Consider the following 22,224-nt stretch of genomic DNA (forward strand, 5'->3'; position numbering starts at 1 on the left):
GCGCGGTGGCGACCTGACCGTCCACCGCATCGGGCTGGTCGTGCCCAGCTCGAACGTCACCGTGGAGACGGAGCTGCCGCAGCTCCTTGAGCGGCACCCCACGGCGCGGTTCTCCTTCCACTCCACGCGGATGCGCATGCACACGGTGTCGCCCGAGGAGCTGCGGGCGATGAACGCCCAGCGCGAGCGCTGCGTCGACGAGATCGGCGACGCCGGGGTCGACGCGGTGCTCTACGCCTGCCTGGTCGCGCTCATGGCGCAGGGCCACGTCGACGGCGAGGGCGAGCACGAGCGCACCGAACGGGCCGTCGCCGAGCAGCTCGCCGCCCGCGGGCTCGCCCCGCAGGTGACCTCCAGCGCGGGCGCGCTCCTGCACGCGCTGCGCGCCGCCGGCGCCGATCGAGTCGCGCTGGTCATGCCGTACCTGCGGCCGGTCGCCGAGCTGGTCGTCGCCTACCTGGAGGCGGAGGGCGTCACCGTGACGGATTGGCGGGCGCTGGAGGTGGCCGACAACGCCGAGGTCGGTTGCATCCCGGGGGATCGCGTGCTGGGCGCGGCCCGCGCGCTCGACCTCTCCGACGCCGCCGCGCTGGTGATCTCCGCCTGCGTGCAGATGCCGTCGCTGCCGCTCGTGCAGCAGGCGGAGGACGAGTTCGGGCTACTGGTGCTCTCGGCCGCGACGGCGGGTGCGTTCACGCTGCTCGACCGGCTCGGGCTGCCCGTCGACCTGCCCGGCGCGGGCCGGCTGCTCATCCGCGACGCGCCGGTCGGTGTGTAGCGACCGACGGCGTCTCGGGGATGGTGCGGGCCGGGTCGAGGCGCCAAGGTGGACGGGCACCGCCGATACCGAGGAGCCCGCATGTCCGTTCTGCCCGCCGTGCTCGCCGCGCTGGACTCGGGCGCGGTCGAGGTCGTCGACCTCACCACGCCGCTGCAGGAGTCGACGCCGATCCTGCAGCTGCCGCCGCCGCTGGCGAACACCAGCCCGTTCCGGCTGGAGGAGCTCTCCCGCTACGACGACCGCGGGCCCGCCTGGTACTGGAACGACATCCACACCGGCGAGCACACCGGCACCCACCTCGACGCCCCGATCCACTGGGTGACCGGCAAGGACGGACTCGACGTGTCGCAGGCGCCGCTGCGCACGCTCGTCGCGCCCGCGGCCGTCATCGACGTGACCGCCGAGGTGGCGGCGGATCCCGACTTCCTGCTGCAGATCGACCACGTCCGGGCGTGGGAGGCCGAGCACGGCCCGCTGCCCGACGGCGGCTGGCTGCTCATGCGGTCGGGCTGGTCGGCGCGCGGCGACGATCCGGTGGCCTTCGCCAACGCCGACGAGGACGGCCCGCACACCCCCGGCGTGGCACCGGAGTGCGCGCGCTGGCTCGCGCAGGAGTCGCCGATCACCGGGTTCGGCACCGAGACGGTCGGCACGGACGCAGGCGCGGCGCACGGCTTCGATCCGCCGTTCTCGTGCCACAACTACCTGATGGGCGCGAACAAGTGGGGCCTGACGAGCCTGCGCAACCTCGACCGCCTGCCCGCGACGGGTGCGCTGCTGATCGTGTCGCCGCTGCCGATCGTCGGCGGCTCGGGCAGCCCGGCGCGCGTGCTGGCGCTGGTGGAACGGTGACGACCGTCGCCGAGGTCGTCGGCTCGGTGCTCGCCGAGCTCGGCGTCGGGCACGCGTTCGGCGTGGTGGGCAGCGGGAACTTCCACGTCACCAACGCCCTCCGCGCGCACGGCGTGCCGTTCACTCCGGCGCGGCACGAGTGCGGGGCAGCGGTGATGGCCGACGCGTTCGCGCGCACGTCCGGCGAGGTCGCGGTGGTCACCCTGCACCAGGGCTGCGGGCTCACCAACGCGCTGACCGGGATCACCGAGGCCGCGAAGAGCCGTACCCCGGTGCTGGTGCTGGCCGCCGACACCGGCGGGTCCGCGGTGCGCTCCAACTTCCGCATCGACCAGGACCAGGTGTCGGCCGCCGTGGGCGCGGTGCCGGAACGGGTGCACTCGCCCGCGTCAGCGGTCAGGGACGTTCTGCGCGCGTACACGACCTGCCGCGGCGAGCGCCGCACGGTGGTGCTCAACGTGCCCCTCGACGTGCAGGCGGCACCCGGTGAGCCGGCCCCGGTGCGGTTCACGCCGCCGCAGCCGCCCCGCCCGAACGCCGCCGCGGTCGCCGAGTTGGCCGGGCTGCTCGACCGTGCCGAGCGCCCGGTGTTCATCGCCGGCCGCGGCGCCCGGGACGCCGGTCCCGAGCTGGCCGTGCTCGCCGACGCCTGCGGTGCGCTGCTGGCCACGTCGGCCGTCGCGAACGGGTTGTTCACGGGCCATGTGTGGAACCTGGGGATCGCCGGCGGGTTCGCGACCGACCTGGCCGCGGAGCTGATCACCGGCGCGGATCTCGTGGTGGCCTGGGGCGCGTCGCTGACCATGTGGACCACGCGGCACGGCGCGCTCATCGGCGAGGACACCACCGTCGTGCAGGTCGACGACACCCCGGCGGCGCTCGGCGCGCAGCGGCCGGTCGACCTGGCCGTCCTCGGCGACGTTGCCGAGACCGTGCGCGACGTGTCGGCCGCCGTCTCCGGCGGGCCCGGCTACCGCACGCCGGAGATCGGCGCGCGGATCGCCGTCGAGGGCCGCTGGGCCCAGGTCCCGGTGCCGGACCGGCCGGACGATCCCGAGCGGATCGATCCGCGCGCGCTCTCCGTCGCGCTCGACGCGCTGCTGCCCGCCGAGCGCACGGTCGCCGTCGACTCCGGCAACTTCATGGGCTACCCGAGCGCCTACCTCGCGGTGCCGGACGCGGCCGGGTTCTGCTTCACGCAGAGCTTCCAGTCGATCGGGCTCGGCCTGGCGACGGCGATCGGCGCCGCGCTGGCCCGGCCCGATCGACTGCCCGTCGCGGCGCTGGGCGACGGCGGGTTCCTCATGGGGATCGCCGAGCTGGAGACCGTCGTGCGGCTCGGGATCGGCATGCTGATCGTGGTGTACGACGACGCCGGCTACGGCGCCGAGTTCCACCACTTCACCGGCGCCGACCACACGGCGGTCCGCTTCCCCGACGCCGACCTCGCCGCGATCGCGGCAGGCTACGGGGCTCACGGGGTCCCCGTGCGGCGGGTGAGCGATCTCGACGCGGTGCGGGAGTGGCTCGCCGGCCCGCGGACCGCGCCGATGCTCGTCGACGCGAAGGTGCGCGCCGACGAGCCGTCGTGGTGGCTGGCGGAGGCGTTCCGCGGGCACTGAGCGGGTCAGCTGCCCGGCTTCGGGAACGCGGCCGCGGTCCGCCCGGCCGTGCGCAGCACCTCGACCATCCGGTCGGGGTCGATCACCTCGACCGTCTCCACCGACGCGAACGAGCCCGTGCTCGCGACGATCACCGAGCACGCCGCGGAGTCCGGCGCTCGACGACCGCGAAGCCGTCCGGCTCACCGAAGGAGAAGTAGAGGCACTCGAGCTTTCCGCCGACGGCTCGAGGATCGAGTGGATGGCGTCCCGGCGGTCGCCCGGGTTCGCCATCATCGCCGCCCAGACCTCGGGGGCGTAGCTGAACTTGGCGTAGCTGAACTTGTAGCAGTACAGGGGCACGGTGCTTTCCTCTCCGTCGGCCAGGTGCTCGGTTCCGGAACGCGTCCGCGGTCCGCCCGGCCGTGCGCTGCACCTCGGCCGTGCACTCGGCCGCGCGCACGTCGGTGGGATCGACCCGGCCGCGTCGAGGCGCTCGATCGCGGCGGATCGCCGGCCGGCAGCGGCGGCGGTCTCGGGGAGCAGCAGCCGCGCCCGCGCCCGGTGTGGCGGATCGGTGTCGTCCCCCGGCAGCGGGGCCGCGGCGCTCGACCGACACGACTCCCCCTCAGACATTTACACCGTACGCTACTGGTCGTGCACACCGTGAACTCCTGCCCGGACACCGGCAACCGGGGAGGGCCCGTGACCGACGATCCGCCGCCCGTGATCTGGGCCCGCCTGTCGGGTCAGGGACGGGGCCCGGCCCGCGTGCTCGACCACCGGGCGATCACCGCGGCCGCGATCGCCATCGCCGACGAGCACGGGATCGACGCGGTCTCGATGCGCAGCGTCGCCGGCCGGATGGGGCACAGCGCGATGGCGCTCTACCGGCACGTCGGCAGCAAGGACGATCTCACCGAGCTGATGTACGACGCGGTGCTCGGCGAGCTGGACCTGAGCGGGATGCCGTCCGGGGACTGGCTGACCGATCTCGCCCGGCTGGCCCGCGAGACGCGCCGCCTGCACCACGCGCACCCGTGGATCGCGCGGTTCGGCCACCGCCCGACGCTCGGCCCGAACGCGCAGCGGCTCCGCGAGATCGGCCTGGCCTGCGTGGACGGCCTCGGCCTCGACATCGACGCGATGATGGACGCGGTGTCGACGGTCCTGCACTTCACCCGCGGCTACGTCGGGCAGGAGCTGGGCGAGCGGGAGACGCAGGAGCGCACCGGCCTGGACCTCGCGGCCTACCAGCTCCAGGTCGGGCCGTACCTGTCGCAGCTGCTGCAGGACGCTGATCTGCCCTACCTGGAGCGGGTGGTGCGCGAGGCCGAGGACCACCCCGATCCCGACGCGGTGTTCGAGCGGCGCCTGGCGATGGTGCTCGACGGCGTGGCGGCCCGGATCGACCGCGGCTGACTCGGCCGCACCCTCACTGCACCGGCTGCCAACCCCGTTCCTGTGCGGGCTCCCACACCCGCAGTGCATCGATGAGGCTCACCGGGTCCTCCCCCGCGATCACCAGTCCACGATCGGCGGGTCGCAGGAACCCCTCGGCGACGGCGTGGTCGAGGAAGGACAGGAAGTGCCGGTAGTAGCCACCGGTGTTCAGCAGCCCGGTCGGGCAGGCGTGGATGCCCAGCTGCGACCACGTGAGGACCTCGGCGAACTCCTCCAGGGTCCCGAGCCCGCCGGGGAGCGCGACGAACCCGTCGGCCAGCTCGACCATCGTCGCCTTCCGCTCGTGCATCGACTCGACGACGCGCAGCTCGGTCAGGCCCTGGTGGGCGATCTCCTGACCGGTCTGCTGACGCGGGATGACGCCGACGACCGTGCCGCCTGCGGCGAGGGCCGCATCGGCGAGCGTCCCCATCGTGCCGACGCTCGCCCCGCCGTAGACGAGCGTGATGCCCTCCTCCGCGAGGTGGCGGCCGAGCCTGCGGGCGGCGTCGACGTAAGCCGGGTCGCGGCCGGGGTTGGATCCGCAGAACACGCACAAGCTGGTGATGGTCGCCATCGCGTCCTCCCGGGCGCTAGCGGGCCGCGGCCGCGGACCGCAGGTAGACGGTGGTGGTGGCGGTGAAGAACTCCCGTGCCGCGCGCCCCTGCTCCTTCGGGCCGAACCCGCTGGCCTTCCCGCCGCCGAACGGCACGTGCGGATCGGCTCCGGCGGTCTCCGAGTTGACGTGCAGCACGCCCACGTCGATCAGCTGCGCGGCTTCCTCGACGGCGTCGAGCCGGTTGGTGAAGACCGCGGCCGACAGGCCGTACGCGCTGTCGTCGACGAGGTCCAGCGCCGCGCGGTCGGTCGGCGCCCGGCGCACCGCGAGCACCGGACCGAACACCTCGGAGCGCCACAGCTCGTCGTCGCCGTCGAGTTCCAGGACCGTCGGCGGCACGAACGCGCCCTTCCCGCGGTCGTCCTCGAACGGGTGGCCGCCGCACAGCAAGCGCACTCCGGGCCGCTTCAGTGCCTCGGCCACGCTCGCGAGCACGCGGTCGCGGGCGGCGACGGACACCAGCGGGCCCATCCACGTCGCGTCGTCGAGCGGATCGCCGACGGTGATCGCGTCCGCGCGCCGCACCAGCTCCGCGACGAACGCGTCCGCGACGGTCTCGGTGACCGCGACCCGCGACGTGGCGGTGCACTTCTGCCCGGTCGACCGGAACGCTCCGGCCAGCACCTCACCGACGGCGAGACCGAGCTCGGCATCGGCCAGCACGGCAGCCGCGTTCTTGCCGCCCATCTCGGCCTGCACGGGCCGGGCGAGCGCCCCGCACGCGGCGATCACCCGGCGGCCGACGGCCGTCGACCCGGTGAAGGTGACCCGCGCGATGCCGGGGTGCTCCACCAGCGCCCCCGCGGTGCCGTCGTCGGTGAGCAGCAGCGACAGCACACCCTCCGGCAGGCCGGCCCCGACCAGCGCCTCGGTCAAACGCATCGCCAGCAGGGGCACGTCGAGCGACGGCTTCCACACGACCGGGTTGCCGTACGCGAGCGCGGGCGCGATCTTCCACGCCGGGATCGCGATCGGGAAGTTGAACGGGGTGATCACGCCGATGGTGCCGACCGGTTTGTGCAGCACGTGGATCTGCTCGCCGGGCCGCGGCGACGCGTACACCTCGCCCACCGGCCGCTGCGCCTCGGCGGCGTAGAACCGCAGGACGTCCGCCGCGCGCCGGACCTCGCCCACGCCCTCGGCGCGGGTCTTGCCCTCCTCGCGGGCGAGCTCGGCGCCCCAGGCCTCGGCGTGCTCGTCGACGATCGCGGCCGCGCGGGCGAGGATCGCACCGCGGGCCGGGAACGGGGTCGCGGCCCAGCCCGGGGCCGCCGCGGCGGCAGCCGCCACCGCGTCGTCCAGGGCGGCGCGGCCGACCAGGCGGCCGTGCGCGACCACCTCGTCGGGCCGGGCAGGGTTGCGGTCGACCAGGTCCGCGCCGTCGCCGTCCACCCACGCACCGCCGATGCGGCTGCGCAGCGGAACCGGTTCCGCGCTGGTCGGACTCGACGTCATCGTGCGAGCTCCCGGGGTTCAGAACAGGTGGTTGTTGCCGCCGAAGACCTCGCTGACCGAGTCGTCGGTGAAGATGCGCCGGATCGAGTCGGCCAGCAGCGGCGCGCACGAGATCACGTCGACGTTGGCCGGCACACCGGGCCGCAGCGGGATCGTGTCGGTGACGACGATCCGCTCGAACGGCGCGGCGGCGAGGTTCTCGTGCGCCGGCCCGCTCAGCACGGGGTGCGTCGCCGCCGCGAACACGCGCCGCGCGCCCGCCTTCACGACGGCCTCGCCGGCGGCCCGCAGCGTGCCGGCGGTGTCGATGATGTCGTCGACGATGATCGCCGTCTTGTCGCGGACGTCGCCGATCACGGTGCCGATCTGGGCGACCTGCTGGCGGGGCCGCTCCTTGTCCAGGATCGCCAACCCCGCGCCGATGCGGGTGGCGAACTGCTTGTTGAGCTTGACCCGGCCGGCGTCGGGAGCGACGACGACCAGCTCGGCGGGTTCGGCGAGACCGCCGAAGTGGTCGGCGAGCATCATCAGCGCGGTCATGTGGTCGACCGGGCGGGAGAAGAACCCCTGCAGCTGACCGGCGTGCAGGTCCATGGTCAGCACCCGGTCCACGCCGGCCGACTCCAGCATCCGCGCCACCAGCCGGGCCGAGACCGGTTCGCGCGGCGCGGACTTCTTGTCCTGCCGGGAGTAGCCGTACCAGGGCGTCACCGCGATCACGCGGTGCGCGCTGGCCCCCACCGCCGCATCGATCATGACCAGCAGCTCGAGCAGCGCGTCGTTCGAGTTCAGCCCGGTGGCGGGGTTGCCGCACATCGGCTGGACGATGAACACGTCCGCGCCGCGGATCGACTCGGTGTAGCGGCAGTACACCTCGTCGTTGGAGAACGTCTTGAGCACCACCGACCCCAGCTCGACGCCGAGCTCCGCGGCGATCGCGGCGGCGAGCGCGGGGTTGGCGCGGCCGGAGAAGACCATGAGCCGCTTGTGGTAGCCCAGCGGCATGCTGGTCGGCCGCGTCGCGACGGCCCCGGTCACGTCGGGCACCGCACGGCCGGCGCGCCCTCCAGCAGCTGCCGGCCGAGCTCGTACGCGCCGCGGATGTCGTCGCCGTCGAAGCACACGGTCGCGGTCTCCCGCAGCAGCGGACTGCAGTTGACCCCGACCGAGTACGGCAACCGCTCGAACAACAGCGTGTCCGACGTCGAGTCGCCGTAGGCCACGCACTCCTTCTCGGTGATGCCCAGTTCCTCGATGAGCGTCATCGTGATGTCGACCTTGTGCTGGCGGGTCAGCATCCGTACCTCCCGCTGCGGCTCGTGGGGCACCACGTCGGTGCCGTACGTGCGGTGGGCGCCCCATCCCTCCAGGCGCCGGACGAAGAAGTGCGGCGACTGCGAGATGACGGCGATGTGCTCACCGCGGCGGCGGATGTCGGAGAACACCTCGCGGACGCCGTCGATCCAGGCCGCCGCCGCGAACGCCGCGTCGATGTCCGCCTCGGTCATACCGGCCCACAGCGGCAGCATCCGCTCCCAGAAGCCGGCGTCGGTGATCTCGCCGCGCAGCCAGGCCTGTTCGATCCGGTCGGCCTCCTCGTAGGTGCCGAGGTGCCGGGCGATCTCGACCGATGCCGCACCGCGCAGCAGAGTGCCGTCCATGTCGAAGACGTGAAGGTGCGTCCGGGCCATCGAGCGGACTCCAGAGGTGTCGGGCGGGGCGGCGCCGCCGCGGCTGCGTGGGGGACGGGCCGCGGCGGCGCCGCAGATCGGGGTTCAGGCCGACGCGGCGACCGGGACCTCGCGGGTCACGGTGCGCATCTCCTTGATGTGGTCGATGTAGTAGGACTCGGGGACCTCCCGCTCGGCGTTGGCGATCAGCTCGGTGAAGTCCCACTTCTTGAGCAGCTTGCCGTTGCGGAACACCGGCTTGAGGACGTTCTCCGACTCGGGGATCGAGCCCTTCGGCACGGTGACGTAGGTGCCGTTCTCGTACTTGAGGGCGAGCCGGCCCTTCTTCGAGGCCTTGAACGACGCGCCGGTGGGCGCCTTGGCGATGTCCCGCCATTCCCCGTTGACGCAGACGGCCGAGGCCTTCTGGCCGAAGTTCATGGTGTCGCGGTTCCAGTGCTGCAGCAGGCCGCCGCCCATGCCGAACACCGCGTTGTCGGCGGCGAAGCCGCGCCGCTCCATCTCCATGAAGACCTTGGGCAGGCTGTGGAACGTCACGCCGTCGCCCTGCACGACCCGGATGAACGGCGGAAGGACCTTGAAGCCCTTGGAGTTGACCTCGTAGCCGAAGGCGTCCATCAGCCAGCCGATGGTGTCGGCGGTGACCTGGACGACGTCGCCGGAGTCGGGACGCACGCCCACCAGCCCGGGGAAGTTGCGGATCTGCTCCTTCAGCTCTCCGCCGATGATGTTCTTGACGCAGTTCTCGTGGTCGTAGGTGTCGCTGAGCAGGAGCGCGCAGCCCTCGGGCGCGAAGACCTCGAGCATGTTGCGCAGCGCGTCGGCCTCGTGCTCGCGGCCCCACGCGCAGAACCCGGCGTGCTCGGAGTTCGGGCCGGAGTTCGAGACCTTGCCGGCGTTGTAGAAGTGCTTCGCCGCGAGGATGCCGGGCACCGTGTCGGACTGGTCGAAGTTGACCAGGTGCGCGAGGCCGCCGAGCGCGGCGGACTGCTGGGAGCTGACGCCGCGGGCACCGTAGTCGTGCAGGACGTTGCGGATCAGGTGCGGGTTGTCGGAGGTGCGGGCGTAGGCCTCCTTGATGGCCATCTTCGACAGCCAGCTGACCGTGCCGATCGTGGTCGGGTACCACACCGCGCGCAGCAGGGCGGTCTCGAAGAAGCTCGTGGCCCAGAAGTACTTCGGGTCGGTGTTGATGACCTGGACGAGCACGTTGCGGGCCGGGAGGACGAGGCCCTCGGGTACGGCCTCGATCTCGACGGGCAGGAAGCCGCCGTGGTCGTTGAGGATGCCGAGCCAGTTGTCGCGGTTGAAGTGCATGCCCTGCTCGCGGACGACGAACTCGGCCTCGTCGATGTCCTCGAGCGTGATCGGGCGCATCAGGTACTCGCGCAGGAAGGCCTGCAGCCCGACGAACTGGACGACCGGGAACTCACCACCGCGCGACTCGATGTAGCTGGAGACGTACTCCGTACCCGGCGGGTAGAGCGGGTAGTGGCAGTGCTTGTAGTTGTCCGTGTTGATGATCAGGTTGTCGAGGTAGCCCATCGGCTCGTCCACCCTTCACGAGAGTCGTTTCTACCGACATCCGCGCCGACCGTTGATGGCACGACAGACTTTGGTGCGCGGACCTGCACTTCCAGGAGTTCACTCAGCTTTGCGCACGACTGCGGCCGACGACTAGACCTCACGCCGCTCAGCAACAGCATTTTAACGTTTCTAGTGTGATCGTCAACGCACTCTTCCTCCGCCGCGCCGGCACGAGCATGGCGCACGACGAGGCGACCAGACGCTCACCCGATCGAGTATTTCCGCAGATCGACAATGCTGAACCGATCCACGGCAGAGCTGAGGAACACCCGATCCCGGCGAGCCGCCGTGCGACCGGCTCGCGCGTGATCGAGAAATTGTCGAATCGGTTCTACCTCGGGTGTGTGCTCACCCGTTCCAGAGCGCCTTCGCCGCGGGTTCCGCGGCGACCAGCTCGTCCGCGGTGGGCATTCCGCCGCGGGCTCCCTCCCCTGCGACGGACAACGCCGCCGCCGCGTTCGCGATGCGGACGGCGTCGTCGAGGCCGACGCCGCGGGCCAGCGCCAGCGCCAGCACGCCGCTGAACGTGTCGCCCGCCCCAGTGGTGTCGCGGACCGTCGCCGGCCGGGGCGGCACGTGCTCGCTCGTCCCGCCGGGACGGACCACGAGAACACCGTCCGCCCCGAGCGTCACGACCACCTCGGCCCCGGTCACCGCGACCAGCGCGTGCGCCGCGTCGAGGACCTGGTCCCGCTTCGGCTCCGCGCCGTCGGCCGGTGGTCGACCGGCGAGCGCGAGGCACTCCCCCGCGTTCGGGGTGAGGACCGGGCCGAGCCCGAGCAACTCGGCCACGACCGGCACGACCGGTGCCGGGTTGAGGATGCAGCGCACCCCCGCGCCGTGCGCCGCGCGCACGGCCGCCGCCACCGCCTCCTCCGGGATCTCCGTGCTGACCAGCACCCCGCCCGCACCGGGCAGGACCCGGGCGAGCTCGGCCGTCACCAGCTCGGCCGACACGTCGCCGTTCGCGCCGGCGCCGACGGCGATCTGGTTCTCGCCGCCCGGGCCGACCACGATCAACGCCACCCCCGTCGGCGACGCGGTGCTGACCAGCACCCCGGAGGTGTCGACCCCGTCGTCCTGCAGCTCGCGCAGAGCCTGCCGGCCGATGTCGTCGTCGCCGACGGCACCGATGTAGCGCACCCGGCCACCGGCCCGGGCCGCCGCGACGGCCGCGTTCGCGCCCTTGCCCCCGCCGAACCTCTCCATCCCGGGCCCGACGACGGTCTCGCCGGGAGCCGGCAGGCGCGGGGCCCGCACCACCATGTCGACGTTGACCGCGCCGAGGACCACGAGGTCGACGGCCGGTGCGTCAGCGGCCGGGCGGGACGACGCTGTCGCGGATCTGGACGACTGCGGGGAGCTGGTCGGCGGCCTCGACATCCTTGCCCTCCATCAGGTCGAACAGCGCTTTCGCGGCGCGGTAGCCCATGTCGCGGGCCGGCTGGCGCACACTGGTGAGCCGAGGGGTGAGCAGGGCGGAGATCGGCAGGTCGTCGAATCCGACGATGCTCACGTCCTCGGGGACCCGCAGCCCGTTGGTGCGGAGGTGCTCGATGGCGCCGATGGCCATCAGGTCGTTCGCGCACAGCAGCGCCGTCGGACGTTCGTCCTCGGGCAGCTGGAGGATCTTCGCGGCGGCCTCACCGCCCGACTCCTGCCGGTAGTCGCCGTTGAACACCGGGACCGAGTCGGGATCGAGCCCGGCCCCGGCGAACGCCTCGCGGTACCCGGCGAGCCGCTGCTGCGCGGTCCAGAGCGCCGGCGGCCCGCCGATCACCGCGAGCCGTCGGTGGCCCTGGTCGAGCACGTGCGTGGCCACCTCCCGCGCGCCGCGCCGCGAGTCGCAGACCACCGACGGGAGGTCCCGGCCGGGGATCTGCTCGTCGACCAGCACGACGGGCCCGGAGCGGGCCATCTCGTAGATCGTCTCGGGCATCGACCCGGTGCCGGACAGGTAGATCACGCCGTCGACCCGCTGGCTGCGGAGGAGCTTGGCGTAGTGCTCCTCCGGCGTCTCGATGGCGTCCGGCACCACGAGCACGACCAGCACGTTCACCGCCGACGCCGCCTTCTGGACGCCCTCGGTGACCATCGCGAAGAACTGGTTGGTCAGGTCGGGAACGACCATCGCGATGGTGGACGCCGACCGCCGCTTCAGGCTGCGCGCCGACTCGTTCGGCGAGTAGTTCAGCACGCGGATGGCGTCGAGCACGCGGTTGCGCCGCTCGGGAGCGACGGGGCCGCTGTCGTTGAGCACGTAGCTGACGGTGCTGATGGAGACGTTCGCGTGTTCAGCGACGTCCTTCATGGTGGGTCGACGGCGTGCAACCACGGACGAGACCTTCCCCCTATGTGGCCCGGGCCGCCCATCGCAGGATGGACGCCCACAACTGCTGGTAGTGCGGCCATCCGACGAATTCCGGCGGAGCCCAGTGTGGGGCGAGGTCCGATGTGAACGCCACCGCACGACCGGCACCGGCGGGTCCGACGACCAACAGCGGATCATCGCCTGCGCGGGCGACCACCGTGGCGTCCGCCTTGGCGACGACTCGGTTGTACCCCAGCAGCGGCGGCCACTCGGCGGGAGTACCGCCGAGCACCGCGTGGCCGGGCTCGTCGAAGTCGGCCTTGACGCCCTCCGGCTCCTCGACGCGGTCGTCGTGGTCGAGCATCGTGACCGGCAGAACCTCAGCGAGCGGGGTCATCCCGTAGCGGGCCTTGCCCTCGATGCCGGTGAACGACATGTAGCCACCGATCATCACCAACCCACCGCCCGCGCGCGTCCAGTCCCGCAGCACGGCCAGGCGGTTCGCGCTGCGCTCGGAGCGCAGGAACGTCTCGTCGGGGAGCAGGAAGGAGTTCGACCCGATGTCGGAGATCACGACGACGTCGAACGCGTCGAGCTCGGCGGTGCTGCGGGGGAACTGCGAGGACACCTCGTGCCCGCGGATGTAGGTGACCGCGAACCCCTCCCGGTCGAGCGCGGCCAGGAACTCCCCGGCGCCCTCCTCGTACTCGGTGGTGTGGAACTGGTCGAAGCCCTTCATGTGGATGACGTGCTTCATCCACGACTCGCCCGCGAACAGGACCCGCAGTCCCTGCCCGTCCCCGCTCACAGGAGCCGGTCCCCGACGTGGGCCGGGAGCACCCGCGCCTCCGGCATGGCGATCACGTTGATCTCCCGCATGTCCCAGCCGATCATCTTGGTCGGCACGAGCTCGTAGTACGTGCGCCCGGCCGCCTCACCGAACTCCAGGTACTGCTCGACGTAGGGGTGGTCGACGTGGAAGTACTTGTCGAAGACCAGCTGGGCGAGCTCGTCGAGCAGCGCCTGGTCCTCGACCTCGCGCAGCGAGCCCACGATGCGCACGCCGGAGACGGTGGCGTACTCGTCACCCTGGTCGACCAGGGCCGAGAGCTGGCGACCGGCCTTGACGTTGGCGGCGTGCCGGGAGCCGGCGTCGATCGGGAGGTAGATCTTCTTGTCCTTGACGACCAGCCACAGCGGGGTCAGGTAGATCGACCCGTCCTCGTCGATGCTGGCCACGCGGATGGTCTTGGCCCGGGCGAGGTACGCCCAGCGCTTGTCCCCCTTGAGGGGCTGCCAGGTGCTCGCGGTGACCGCCATGCTCAGCTCCCCTCCGCGGCGCGCAGCGCCTTCAGTTCCTTGCTGTACTCGGGCGCGTCGGCGACCCCGACCTTCGGCGACGGGCCGGACGTCCAGAAGAACTTCCACTTCACGCCGCTGGCCTCGAGCGTGTACTTGTAGCCCGCCGGCAGGTAGACGTGCTCGCCCTCCTTGGCCTCGAGGACGACCTTGCGGCCGGCCGCGTCCTCGACCACCAGCCGCGTGCGGCCCTCGAGGATGAAGTGCGACTCGTCGAAGTCCTTCTGGTCCCAGTGGTAGGGCAGGTGGTCGGGCTCGCCGTAGCAGTAGCCGTGGCGGAAGTAGCGGGCGTCGTCGCGCTCGCGCGACAGGAAGATGTTGGTGACGATGCCCTTGTTGAAGGTGAGCACGGGCATCTTCTCGATCTCGTCGGGCTCGATCACCCGGGGATAGCGACGTGCGTTGCGGGCGGTGGGATCGTATTCCGGCACGGCAACGCCTCCTCTCAGATTGGCCGAGTGGGAAGTAGGCTCGAGAAACCTTTCGCACGCGGTCCGACCACGGCGTGCGTCATTATCGTTAGACCGGGACTTGATCGTTTCTAGCGTATCGGTCGCTACGGGGATGCGGTCAAGCCCTCCGTTCGGGGTTCCCACAGTCGTACGCATCGCGACCGCGTCCGGTAAATCCACTGTGAACTGGCGTTTCGGACAGATGGCTGACCCTCGGCCGAATCGGCTCGGCTACGCTCACCGGCAATGCGATTACCGATAGAACGGTTTCAACTCAGCTGGGGGTGTACCCGAAGACGGTCTTGATCTCCAGGTACTCGCGCAGGCCGAAGTCGGCGTATTCCCGACCGTTGCCGCTCTGCTTGTACCCGCCGAACGCGCCGGCGAAGTCGAGCCCAGCGCCGTTGACGTGCACCATGCCGGTGCGCAGCCGCCGCGCCACCGCGCGGGCCTTGTCCAGATCGGCGGAGGAGACGAACCCGGCCAGGCCGTAGACGGTGTCGTTGGCGATCGCGACCGCCTCGTCCACGTCGGAGTAGGTCGTCACGGTGATGACCGGCCCGAAGATCTCCTCGCGGGCGATCTGCATGTCGTTGGTGACGCCGGAGATCACCGTGGGGCGCACGAAGTAGCCCCTGTCCAGGCCCTCGGGGCGGCCGAGGCCGCCGGTGACGACCGTGGCGCCTGCGTCGACCGCGCTCCGGATCAGCCGCTGGACCTTGTCGTACGCGGCCTGGGAGACGAGCGGGCCGAGCTGCACACCCTCCTGCTCGGGGTGGCCGACGACGAACGACTCCGCCGCGGCCCTGGCCAGCTCGAGCACCTCGGCCAGCCTGGCCTCGGGCACCAGCCAGCGCGTGCCCGCGTTGCACGACTGACCCGAGTTCGCGAAGACGTCGCCCATGTCGCGCGGCACGACGGTGGCGAAGTCGGCGTCGTCGAGCATGATGTTGGCCGACTTGCCGCCCAGCTCCTGCGCCACCCGCTTGACGGTCGGTGCCGCGTTGCGGGCCACCTCCACCCCGGCCCGGGTCGAGCCGGTGAACGAGACCATGTCGACGTCCGGGTGGGAGGTGAGCGCGGTGCCGACACCCGGGCCATCGCCGTGGACGAGGTTGAACACGCCGGCCGGCACCCCGGCCTCGTGCAGGATCTCGGCGATGATCACCGCGTTGATCGGCGCGAGCTCGGAGGGCTTGAGGACCATCGTGCAGCCGGCCGCGAGCGCGGGCGCCACCTTCGCGGCGATGAGCAGCGGCGGCCAGTTCCACGGCGTGATGAGCCCGCAGACCCCGATCGGTTCGTGGATGATCTGCGTGCTGCCCCGCTGCTCCTCGAACCGGAAGTTCTTCAGCGCGTCGATCGCGTAGACGAACTGACCGAGTCCGGCCCCGACCTGCGCGGTCCGCGCGAGGGACGCGGGCGCCCCCATCTCGGCCATCAGCGCGGCCGCGATCTCCTCCTGCCGGGCCTGGTAGACCTCGACGATCCGCTCGAGCAGCTGCACGCGCTCCGCGACCGAGGTCTGCGAGTAGCTGGGGAACGCCGCCCGGGCCGCCGCCACCGCGCGGTCGACGTCCTCCGCGCCGCCCAGCGCCACCGTCGCGATCGGCTGCTCGGTCGACGGATCCAGGACCTCCGCCGTCGCCGTCGACGCCGGGTTGACCCACTCGCCGCCGATATAGAAACGATCCGCGTCCTTCATCCTCATCCCTCGGTGGAGCCGCTCGACGGTCACGCTCGCCCAGGTCGCCAGGAAGCCCTGTGAACTGGATGTTTCATGGACTTTTCGGCCGCGCACGCATGCTGGCGGCGGCGCGTTCTGTCGATCGAGCGAGCGTGTAGAAACGATTCCAGCGCAGGTTAGGGGAGGCAGCCGGGCGGGTCAAGGGCGGAGTCGGGTGACAGGACCGCCGGCACGCGTCGCGAACGACGTTGCAGCGATTCGAATCGATTCAAGCCGCGGCAGCGCCGCTCCCGACGCGGCCGGCACCGTCGCTAGAACCTTGACGACGCTCGCCGTCGCTGTGGACACTGCCGACGCTCCCTCCGACGACGAAGGAAGGTCCCGTGGCTCGTCTGTACGCCGTTCCCCCGCAGGACTTCGCCCCCGAGCTGCGCGAGAAGCTCGGCGCCGCCCTCGATGATCCGCAGGGCCTCGGCCTGCTGCGGGTGTTCGCCCAGCGACCCGACCTCACCTCGGCGTTCCTCGACTTCCGCAGCGCGCTCGCCGCGCGCTCCACACTGCCGCCGCGACTGGTCGAGCTGGTGCGGCTGCGCATCGCGTTCCACAACCAGTGCCGCAGCTGCATGGCCCTGCGCACCGCGAGCGGGGCGGAGGACGGCGTCACCGAGGAGCTGGTCTGCTCGCTGGAGAAGCCCCAGGAGGCCCCGGACCTCACCGCCGCCGAGAAGGCCGCCCTCCGCTACGCCGACCTGTTCGCCACCGACCACCTGGCCGCCGACGAGTCGGTCTTCGACCTGCTGCGCGAGCACTTCACCGAGCCCGAGATCGTCGAGCTGGGCGTGCACATCGCGATCTTCGTCGGGTTCGGCAGGCTCTCGGCGACCTGGGACATCGTCGACGACCTGCCCGAGCGCTTCCACGACCGGGAGAACGTCGTCACGCCGTGGGGTTCCGGCGCGGTGGTGGCCGACCACCGCTGACACCGGAGGCCGCCCTCCTCCATCGAGAACGACGCTGCCGTGAGCAACAGGGTGTGTTGATCACGGCAGCGTCGTTCTCGTCGTGCTCCTCAAACGTTGACTCTTTTTCTCGCTCGTCGAATAATCGCCGACCAAGTCAATCCGTCTGGATGAACCCCGAGCTCGTGCACGATCCCGCTGCGCAAAGGAGCGTGTGGTGGTCAGTTCCGAGCACCTCAGCACCGAAGCGACACCCTTCGACCCGTTCGCCGACGCCCCGTCCGACGAGGTCCGACGGGAACTCTTCCGGGTGCGCGCCGCCGGATGCCCGTTCACCCCGGTCGGCCCCGGCATCGCCTTCGTCGCGCACCACGACGTCGCCCGCCAGGCACTGCTCTCGCACGAGGCGCTGAGCAACACGGGGAACTTCGTGCTGGACGCGGGCGACGGCCCTGCACCGCCCAGCCTGATCACCCAGAGCGACCCGCCCGCGCACACCGCCCTGCGAGCCCTACTGCGGCCGGGATTCACCCGGGCGACGATCGTCCAGGCGGCTCCGTGGATTCGTGAGCACGTCGAGGCGCTGATCGACGCCCTGCCGCCCGGCGGCCCGGCCGACCTCGTCGGCCAGGTCGCGCTGCCGCTGACCGCGAGCGTGATCGCCCGGCTGGTCGGGGTGCCGCCGGAGCACGCCGAGGCGCTCAGCCGCGACTCCCTCGCCATCACCGCGATCCTGCCCGCCCCCTTCACCGGCACCGATGCCTGGCAGCGGCTGGAGCGCTACTTCACCGAGGCGGCCCGGCAGCGCCGCACCGCCCTCGATCCGCCCGATGACCTGCTCACCACGCTCGCCCTCGGCGAGGTCGACGGGCATCGGCTCACCGAGCAGGAGGTCGCCTTCCACGCCTGGCAGCTGTTCGTCGCCGGCCTGGAGAGCACCGCCTACACGATCGGGTCCACGGTCCACCAGCTCCTCGTCGACCGGCGCCGCTGGGAGGCCCTGCTGGCCGACCGATCGCTGCTCGACAACGCTCGCGAGGAGGGTCTGCGCCACGGTTCCGCGATCCGCTGGGTGCTGCGCACCGTCACCAGCCCCGTCGACATCGGTGGCGAGCCGCCGGCGGTGGGCGGCCGGGTCGTCGTCGGACTGGAATCGGCGAACTTCGACGAGTCCGTCTTCGGCCCCACCGCCGCCGCGTTCGACCTGCGACGGCCGACGGCCCGCCGGCACCTGTCCTTCGGCCACGGCATCCACCTCTGCCCGGGCGCGGAACTCTCCCGCACCGAGATCACGGTCGCGCTCCAGACGCTGATGGACCGGCTCCCAGCCCTCCGCCTCGCCCCGGGCACGGCCTACGAGAAGGTCGAGAGCCCGATGATCTGCGGGCCGAAGCGGCTCGACGTCGTCTGGTGAACCGCCGTCCCGCCCGCGTTTGATCTTCCAGCGGCTGGAAGGTCCGGACTCGCACCGTGGACGACGGCCGCCTGCTCGCCATCGGGCAGCTGGCCCGGCGCGCCGGTGTGTCGGCGCGGACGGTCCGGTTCCAGTCCGACCATGTCTTGATCCCGCCGACCCGCCGGTCGGGCAGCGGCTATCGCCTGTACGACGAGGCCTGCGTCGCGCGCCTGTGCCTCGTGCGCACACTGCGCGAGCTGGGCCGCCTCGATCTGGAGACGGATCCTGCAGCGCGAGGTCGACACCGCGGACGTCGCCGCCGCGGCGGTGCGCGCGCTGGACGCGCAGGTCCGCGCCTTGCAGCTCAACCGTGCCGTGCTCGCCCGGGTGGCCGGCCAGCGGGCCGGAACCGAGGAGGTGGAGCGGTGAACGATGCCGCACGGCTCTCCGCAGAGCAGCCAGCTCGATCCACGCGTCCACCTGCTGCACGGCGGCCATCGGCGGTGCGCGTCAGCACACGCCTCGGATCGTCCGGCAGCTCGGCCGGGACGTCGCGCAGCCGGTCTCGTAGCTGCGGATTGGCGTCGAGCCCGTCGAACACCTCGCGCGTGAAGTCGTCGACGATCGCGTGCCGCGGGCCCCGGCCGGCGACCCGGCGCCTCGCGTTCTTCACGAAGGAGATCGCCTGCTCGTGGCACCGGCCCGGGAAGAACGGCGTCGATCCGGCCTCCGCCGAGGCGGCCACGCTGCTCGGCGACCTGCTCGGCACCGGTCCGACCGCGCCCCGCCGCACCGATGTGCTGGCCCGGATCGAGGCGGGTCTCGACGTGCGGGTCGAGCGGTACCGGCAGCTCCTCGCGATCGTCCGTGGCGAGGAACCGCCCGCGTCGACGATTCCCGACCACGAGTGGCTGGCCGCAGCGCTGCGCGCCCACCCGTGATCACACGCCCGGCCCGTACAGCCCGAACCGCAGGTCGGGGTCTCCCGGGACCCACGTGTTGGTGACCTGGGACCGCGTGCCCATCGCCACCACCCGGTCCACCAGCTGGTTGCCGAGCGCGAGCTGACCGGGCTCCCACGCCCGCAGGGCCGCGACGATGTCGTCGGTCTTCGCGAGGTGCTCGTAGAGCATCCAGGCGTCCGCGGCGGCCTTCGCGCTGCCCGCGGCGGCGTGCGGGCGGGCGGCGAACGCGGCGTCGCCGATGAGCGCGACCCGCCCGACGGCCATGCGCGGCACCCGGATGTCGCACACGACCTGGACGTACGGGTGCTCGGTGCGCTGGATGACCTCGGCGAAGGCCGGGGCGAGCTCGCGCTCGGCGGCGGCGCGCACCTCGTCGACGTAGCGCTGCTGGACCGTGCCCGGGTGGACCGACACCGGGCATTCGAAGCCGCGGACGTCCGTGGTCAGCTCCGCCAGCTCGGGACCCTCTGCGACGTTGCGGTACCAGACGTAGTTGAGCAGCCGCCTGCCCTCGTCGAGCTCGCCGTCCATGCCGGGGATCAGGTACAGCACGCAGTGGGTGCGGTCGCCGACGCTGTAGTTGAGCGCATCGGCCAGCAGGGCGTGCGTCCGGTCCGACACCTGGTCCTCGCGCACCGTGCCGCGCCACCCGACGTACCCGGCGTAGGTGCGCTGCAGGTCGGGGAACAGCCGCTTGCGGCCGGTGGAGCTGATCCCGTCGGCGAACACGGCGAGATCGGCGCGCTCGACCCGGCCGGACACGAACCGCAGCTCCACTCCGTCCGCGTCCTGGCTGAGGCCGGCGCAGAACTCGCCGAGGTGGTAGCGCTCGGTCCCGAAGTCGCCGAGCAGCGCCCGGTAGACGGTGCCCCACGACGTGTAGCGCCACTCCGCGTGCTCCTCGAAGACGATCTCGTTCCCGGGTCCGAGGTAGCGCAGCTTGCTGCTGCTGGTGGACAGCTCGGTGATGGCCTTCGCGCTGTGCCCCTCGAACCACCGCATGGTGATCGGCTGCAGGACGATGCCGCCGCCGCGGTTCTCCAGCTGTTCGGGATTGCGCTCGAAGACCTCGACGTCGAAGCCGAGCTTGCGCAGCAGGAGCGCGGCGGTCAGGCCGCCGATGGAACCGCCGACGACGACGGCGCGCGATCCTTCGTGTTGCACCACGACCCGGTCCTTCCCAGCTCGGTCCGACCGGCACAGCATCGACGCCGCCGCCCTTCGGCAGCACTGTGCAGACACACAGCCGTCCGACGGTCCGATGGGTAGATCACCATCAGGACGGCCCGCCGGTCGAGCCGAGGACGTCCTCGGCCATCAGCGCGAACGTCAGCCGGAGCAGGGACTCCGGCTGCGCGATCGACACGTCGATCAGCTCCTCGATCCGCTTGAGCCGCAGCCCGACCGTGTTCGGGTGCACGTAAAGCGCTTCCGCGGTGCGGGCGACGCTCATCCCGCTGTCGAGGTACGCCCGCAGCGTCGCGACCAGCGACGAGCCCTTGCGGGCGTCGTGCTCGCGCAGCGGGGCGAGGGTGCGTTCGGTGAAGCGGACCAGCTCACGCGGATCGTTCGTCTGCAGCAGCAGGCCGTACACGCCGAGATCGGGCAGGGTGACGACGCGGTCGCCGGCGTGCAGCCGGGCGAGCTCGATCGCTCCGCGCGCGGTCTGCACGGCCGAGCGGTACTCAGCGGGCTCGGCGCACCGGCGGCCGACGACGACGGTGACGGTGGCCCCGGACAGCACGTTCCGCGCAGCCGTGCGGATCGCCGCGGCCGCCTCCGGCGCCGGCGCGCCGTGCGCCGTCTCCGGCCACATCACGATCACGTGGTCTCCGCTGCGGGTGACGAGCGGGCGGGGATCGACCCGGTCCGCGGTGGTCTGGGTGACGCCCAGGAGCGTGCGGGTCGCGGTGGTGTCGGCCGTCCCGTCGACGGCGGCCACGAGCACCGTGTGCGGCCGGCCGAGGTCGTGGCCGAGCGGCCGGGCGCGGGCGGCGACCGAAGGTGGCGGCGAGTCGCTCAGCAGATCGGTGAGCAGGTCGCCGCGGACCCGCCACTCGACGTCCAGCGCGGTCCGCTGGCGCAGCCGCTCCAGCGCGCAGACGACCGCGGCGTGCTCGATCGCGCGCCGCTCCAACTCGGTCAGCGCCGCGAGCGGCCCGGGCACCCAGAGGCGGGCGACGACGTCCCGGCCGAGCAGAACGGGTGCGGTGACCCGCTGCAGCCGCGGCACGTCCACGATGCCGGACGCCGGCAGCTCCTCGGTCACCTCCTCCGGCGCGAGGAGCACCCCGCCTCGGCGGGCGGACGCGGTGACCGAGCCGTCCTGCTCGGTCACCAGCACCGGCCGGTCGAGCAGCCGCGCGAGGGCTTCGGCCACCCCCTGCACCCCGCCGGCGCGCAGCGCGACCGCAGTCAGCTCGGTGTGGATGGACTCGGCCTGCTCGAGCATGCGCCGCTGCTCGGTCAGGGACGCGATGAGGCGGGCGCTCTGCAGCGCGGTCCCGGCCTGGTTGGCCAGCGTCGTGAGCAGGGCCAGTTCGTCGGGGCCGAACTCGTGCACCTGCGTGCGGTAGCAGTTCAGGGTGCCGACAACCTCGTCCTGGACGATGAGCGGCACGGCGACGATCGCCCGGTAGCCGTGGCTGCTCGTCAGGCGCGCCCAGGGCTCGAACGTGGGATCGGCGAGGATGTCGGAGATCGGCACCGGCTCGGCGGTGCGGAACGCCCGGGTCGACGGGCCCGCCGCGAACGGTCCCCGGTCGAGCTGGATCGTGTGCCGGTCGTTGACCTCGGCCACGTACTCCGGCGGCAGGCCGGCCGCTCCGGTGATCCGCAGCGAGCGCCGCTCCCGATCGACGAGCAGCACCCCGCTCGCCTCGTACCCGGTGAGGGCGCACGCGGTGCCGGCGACGAGGTCGAGCAGCTCGGGCAGCTCCGTGGTGCGGTTGACCGCGGCCGCGATCTCGCCCACACCGGCGAGCCACCGGCGGACCTCGTCTCGCGTGTAGGACGCCACAGCCGATGCTAGCTCCGCTGTGGCCGTCCACAGCGCACGTCCGGCC

The 22,224-nt window shown here is 72.0% G+C and carries 21 protein-coding genes and 1 pseudogene; 8 read left to right on the plus strand and 14 right to left on the minus strand.

Annotation, left to right across the window (positions count from 1 at the left end; genetic code table 11):
• Window positions 1-13: 13 nt before the first annotated feature.
• The 3 genes from BUE41_RS08865 (at window position 14) to BUE41_RS08875 (ending at window position 3,255) form a co-directional block, all read left to right on the plus strand.
• Window positions 14-778: a maleate cis-trans isomerase family protein gene (locus tag BUE41_RS08865; RefSeq protein ID WP_073456610.1), complete on the plus strand. Its 765-nt coding sequence runs from the start codon at window positions 14-16 to the stop codon at window positions 776-778.
• Window positions 779-859: 81 nt separating this feature from the next.
• Entirely contained in the window at window positions 860-1,633 is a 774-nt protein-coding gene (locus BUE41_RS08870; RefSeq protein WP_073456518.1) for a cyclase family protein, read from the plus strand.
• Window positions 1,630-3,255: a thiamine pyrophosphate-binding protein gene (locus BUE41_RS08875; protein WP_073456519.1), complete on the plus strand. Its 1,626-nt coding sequence runs from the start codon at window positions 1,630-1,632 to the stop codon at window positions 3,253-3,255. The genes BUE41_RS08870 and BUE41_RS08875 overlap by 4 nt, the downstream gene beginning before the upstream one ends.
• Window positions 3,256-3,260: 5 nt before the next feature.
• Here the strand turns inward: BUE41_RS08875 and BUE41_RS32385 are convergent, their stop codons facing one another.
• Window positions 3,261-3,389 carry a hypothetical protein gene (locus BUE41_RS32385; RefSeq protein WP_268794450.1) on the minus strand — a complete coding sequence of 43 codons (129 nt, stop codon included), beginning with the start codon at window positions 3,387-3,389 and terminating at the stop codon, window positions 3,261-3,263.
• Between the two features lie 550 nt (window positions 3,390-3,939).
• Between BUE41_RS32385 and BUE41_RS30095 the strand changes: the two genes are divergently transcribed.
• A complete protein-coding gene (locus tag BUE41_RS30095) occupies window positions 3,940-4,656 on the plus strand; it encodes a TetR/AcrR family transcriptional regulator (RefSeq protein ID WP_073456611.1) in 717 nt (238 codons plus the stop codon).
• A 13-nt stretch (window positions 4,657-4,669) separates the two neighbouring features.
• On the opposite strand, the gene BUE41_RS08885 is transcribed toward BUE41_RS30095, so the two are convergent.
• The 11 genes from BUE41_RS08885 to BUE41_RS08935 all read right to left on the minus strand — a co-directional run bounded on the left by BUE41_RS08885 (window position 4,670) and on the right by BUE41_RS08935 (window position 15,857).
• Window positions 4,670-5,254 (minus strand): LOG family protein, encoded by a 585-nt coding sequence (locus BUE41_RS08885; protein WP_073456520.1) that lies wholly within the window; start codon window positions 5,252-5,254, stop codon window positions 4,670-4,672.
• Between the two features lie 16 nt (window positions 5,255-5,270).
• Entirely contained in the window at window positions 5,271-6,752 is a 1,482-nt protein-coding gene (locus tag BUE41_RS08890) for an aldehyde dehydrogenase family protein (RefSeq protein ID WP_073456521.1), read from the minus strand.
• Between the two features lie 18 nt (window positions 6,753-6,770).
• Window positions 6,771-7,790: a ribose-phosphate diphosphokinase gene (locus BUE41_RS08895; RefSeq protein ID WP_234997082.1), complete on the minus strand. Its 1,020-nt coding sequence runs from the start codon at window positions 7,788-7,790 to the stop codon at window positions 6,771-6,773.
• The gene (locus BUE41_RS08900) at window positions 7,787-8,413 is read right to left on the minus strand and encodes an HAD family hydrolase (RefSeq protein WP_073456522.1); all 627 of its coding nucleotides are present in this window, start codon (window positions 8,411-8,413) and stop codon (window positions 7,787-7,789) included. The genes BUE41_RS08895 and BUE41_RS08900 overlap by 4 nt, the downstream gene beginning before the upstream one ends.
• Window positions 8,414-8,527: 114 nt before the next feature.
• Window positions 8,528-10,000, minus strand: a complete 1,473-nt coding sequence (locus BUE41_RS08905; RefSeq protein WP_234997083.1) for a nicotinate phosphoribosyltransferase — start codon at window positions 9,998-10,000, stop codon at window positions 8,528-8,530.
• A 378-nt stretch (window positions 10,001-10,378) separates the two neighbouring features.
• Entirely contained in the window at window positions 10,379-11,413 is a 1,035-nt protein-coding gene (locus tag BUE41_RS08910; protein ID WP_084754601.1) for a ribokinase, read from the minus strand.
• On the minus strand, window positions 11,343-12,341 hold the full coding sequence (locus BUE41_RS08915) for a LacI family DNA-binding transcriptional regulator (RefSeq protein ID WP_073456524.1): 999 nt from the start codon (window positions 12,339-12,341) through the stop codon (window positions 11,343-11,345). The genes BUE41_RS08910 and BUE41_RS08915 overlap by 71 nt, the downstream gene beginning before the upstream one ends.
• A gap of 40 nt (window positions 12,342-12,381) precedes the next feature.
• Window positions 12,382-13,149, minus strand: coding sequence for a glutamine amidotransferase (locus tag BUE41_RS08920; protein WP_073456525.1), 768 nt, complete (start codon window positions 13,147-13,149; stop codon window positions 12,382-12,384).
• On the minus strand, window positions 13,146-13,661 hold the full coding sequence (locus tag BUE41_RS08925; RefSeq protein ID WP_073456526.1) for a pyridoxamine 5'-phosphate oxidase family protein: 516 nt from the start codon (window positions 13,659-13,661) through the stop codon (window positions 13,146-13,148). Before BUE41_RS08925 ends, BUE41_RS08920 begins: the two co-directional genes overlap by 4 nt.
• Before the next feature lie 2 nt (window positions 13,662-13,663).
• Window positions 13,664-14,131 carry a cupin domain-containing protein gene (locus tag BUE41_RS08930; RefSeq protein ID WP_073456527.1) on the minus strand — a complete coding sequence of 156 codons (468 nt, stop codon included), beginning with the start codon at window positions 14,129-14,131 and terminating at the stop codon, window positions 13,664-13,666.
• 295 nt (window positions 14,132-14,426) lie between these two features.
• A complete protein-coding gene (locus BUE41_RS08935) occupies window positions 14,427-15,857 on the minus strand; it encodes an aldehyde dehydrogenase family protein (RefSeq protein ID WP_073456528.1) in 1,431 nt (476 codons plus the stop codon).
• A 365-nt stretch (window positions 15,858-16,222) separates the two neighbouring features.
• Here BUE41_RS08935 and BUE41_RS08940 point away from each other — a divergent pair, with 365 nt between their 5' ends.
• The 4 genes and pseudogenes from BUE41_RS08940 to BUE41_RS31770 all read left to right on the plus strand — a co-directional run bounded on the left by BUE41_RS08940 (window position 16,223) and on the right by BUE41_RS31770 (window position 19,135).
• Entirely contained in the window at window positions 16,223-16,819 is a 597-nt protein-coding gene (locus BUE41_RS08940) for a carboxymuconolactone decarboxylase family protein (protein WP_073456529.1), read from the plus strand.
• Between the two features lie 196 nt (window positions 16,820-17,015).
• Window positions 17,016-18,212, plus strand: coding sequence for a cytochrome P450 (locus BUE41_RS08945; protein WP_159444878.1), 1,197 nt, complete (start codon window positions 17,016-17,018; stop codon window positions 18,210-18,212).
• A gap of 56 nt (window positions 18,213-18,268) precedes the next feature.
• Window positions 18,269-18,445, plus strand: a pseudogene (locus BUE41_RS32855) (MerR family transcriptional regulator); the annotation flags it as partial.
• 357 nt (window positions 18,446-18,802) lie between these two features.
• Complete coding sequence (locus BUE41_RS31770; protein ID WP_234997085.1) at window positions 18,803-19,135, plus strand: hypothetical protein; 333 nt, start codon at window positions 18,803-18,805, stop codon at window positions 19,133-19,135.
• On the opposite strand, the gene BUE41_RS08955 is transcribed toward BUE41_RS31770, so the two are convergent.
• Together BUE41_RS08955 and BUE41_RS08960 are read right to left on the minus strand one after the other, a co-directional pair.
• Entirely contained in the window at window positions 19,136-20,326 is a 1,191-nt protein-coding gene (locus tag BUE41_RS08955; RefSeq protein WP_143172049.1) for an FAD binding domain-containing protein, read from the minus strand.
• A 109-nt stretch (window positions 20,327-20,435) separates the two neighbouring features.
• Window positions 20,436-22,178, minus strand: coding sequence for a helix-turn-helix domain-containing protein (locus BUE41_RS08960; protein ID WP_200803821.1), 1,743 nt, complete (start codon window positions 22,176-22,178; stop codon window positions 20,436-20,438).
• Between the last annotated feature and the right edge of the window lie 46 nt (window positions 22,179-22,224).

The organism is Pseudonocardia thermophila, assembly GCF_900142365.1.
GTDB lineage: Bacteria > Actinomycetota > Actinomycetes > Mycobacteriales > Pseudonocardiaceae > Pseudonocardia > Pseudonocardia thermophila.

Bases quoted from the DNA above. Each gene is read 5' to 3' on its own strand.
- BUE41_RS08870 (WP_073456518.1), top strand. From the start codon at position 860: ATGTCCGTTCTGCCCGCCGTGCTCGCCGCGCTGGACTCGGGCGCGGTC.
- BUE41_RS08885 (WP_073456520.1), bottom strand. From the start codon at position 5,254: ATGGCGACCATCACCAGCTTGTGCGTGTTCTGCGGATCCAACCCCGGC.
- BUE41_RS08890 (WP_073456521.1), bottom strand. From the start codon at position 6,752: ATGACGTCGAGTCCGACCAGCGCGGAACCGGTTCCGCTGCGCAGCCGC.
- BUE41_RS08900 (WP_073456522.1), bottom strand. From the start codon at position 8,413: ATGGACGGCACTCTGCTGCGCGGTGCGGCATCGGTCGAGATCGCCCGG.
- BUE41_RS08910 (WP_084754601.1), bottom strand. From the start codon at position 11,413: ATGTCGAGGCCGCCGACCAGCTCCCCGCAGTCGTCCAGATCCGCGACA.
- BUE41_RS08915 (WP_073456524.1), bottom strand. From the start codon at position 12,341: ATGAAGGACGTCGCTGAACACGCGAACGTCTCCATCAGCACCGTCAGC.
- BUE41_RS08925 (WP_073456526.1), bottom strand. From the start codon at position 13,661: ATGGCGGTCACCGCGAGCACCTGGCAGCCCCTCAAGGGGGACAAGCGC.
- BUE41_RS08935 (WP_073456528.1), bottom strand. From the start codon at position 15,857: ATGAAGGACGCGGATCGTTTCTATATCGGCGGCGAGTGGGTCAACCCG.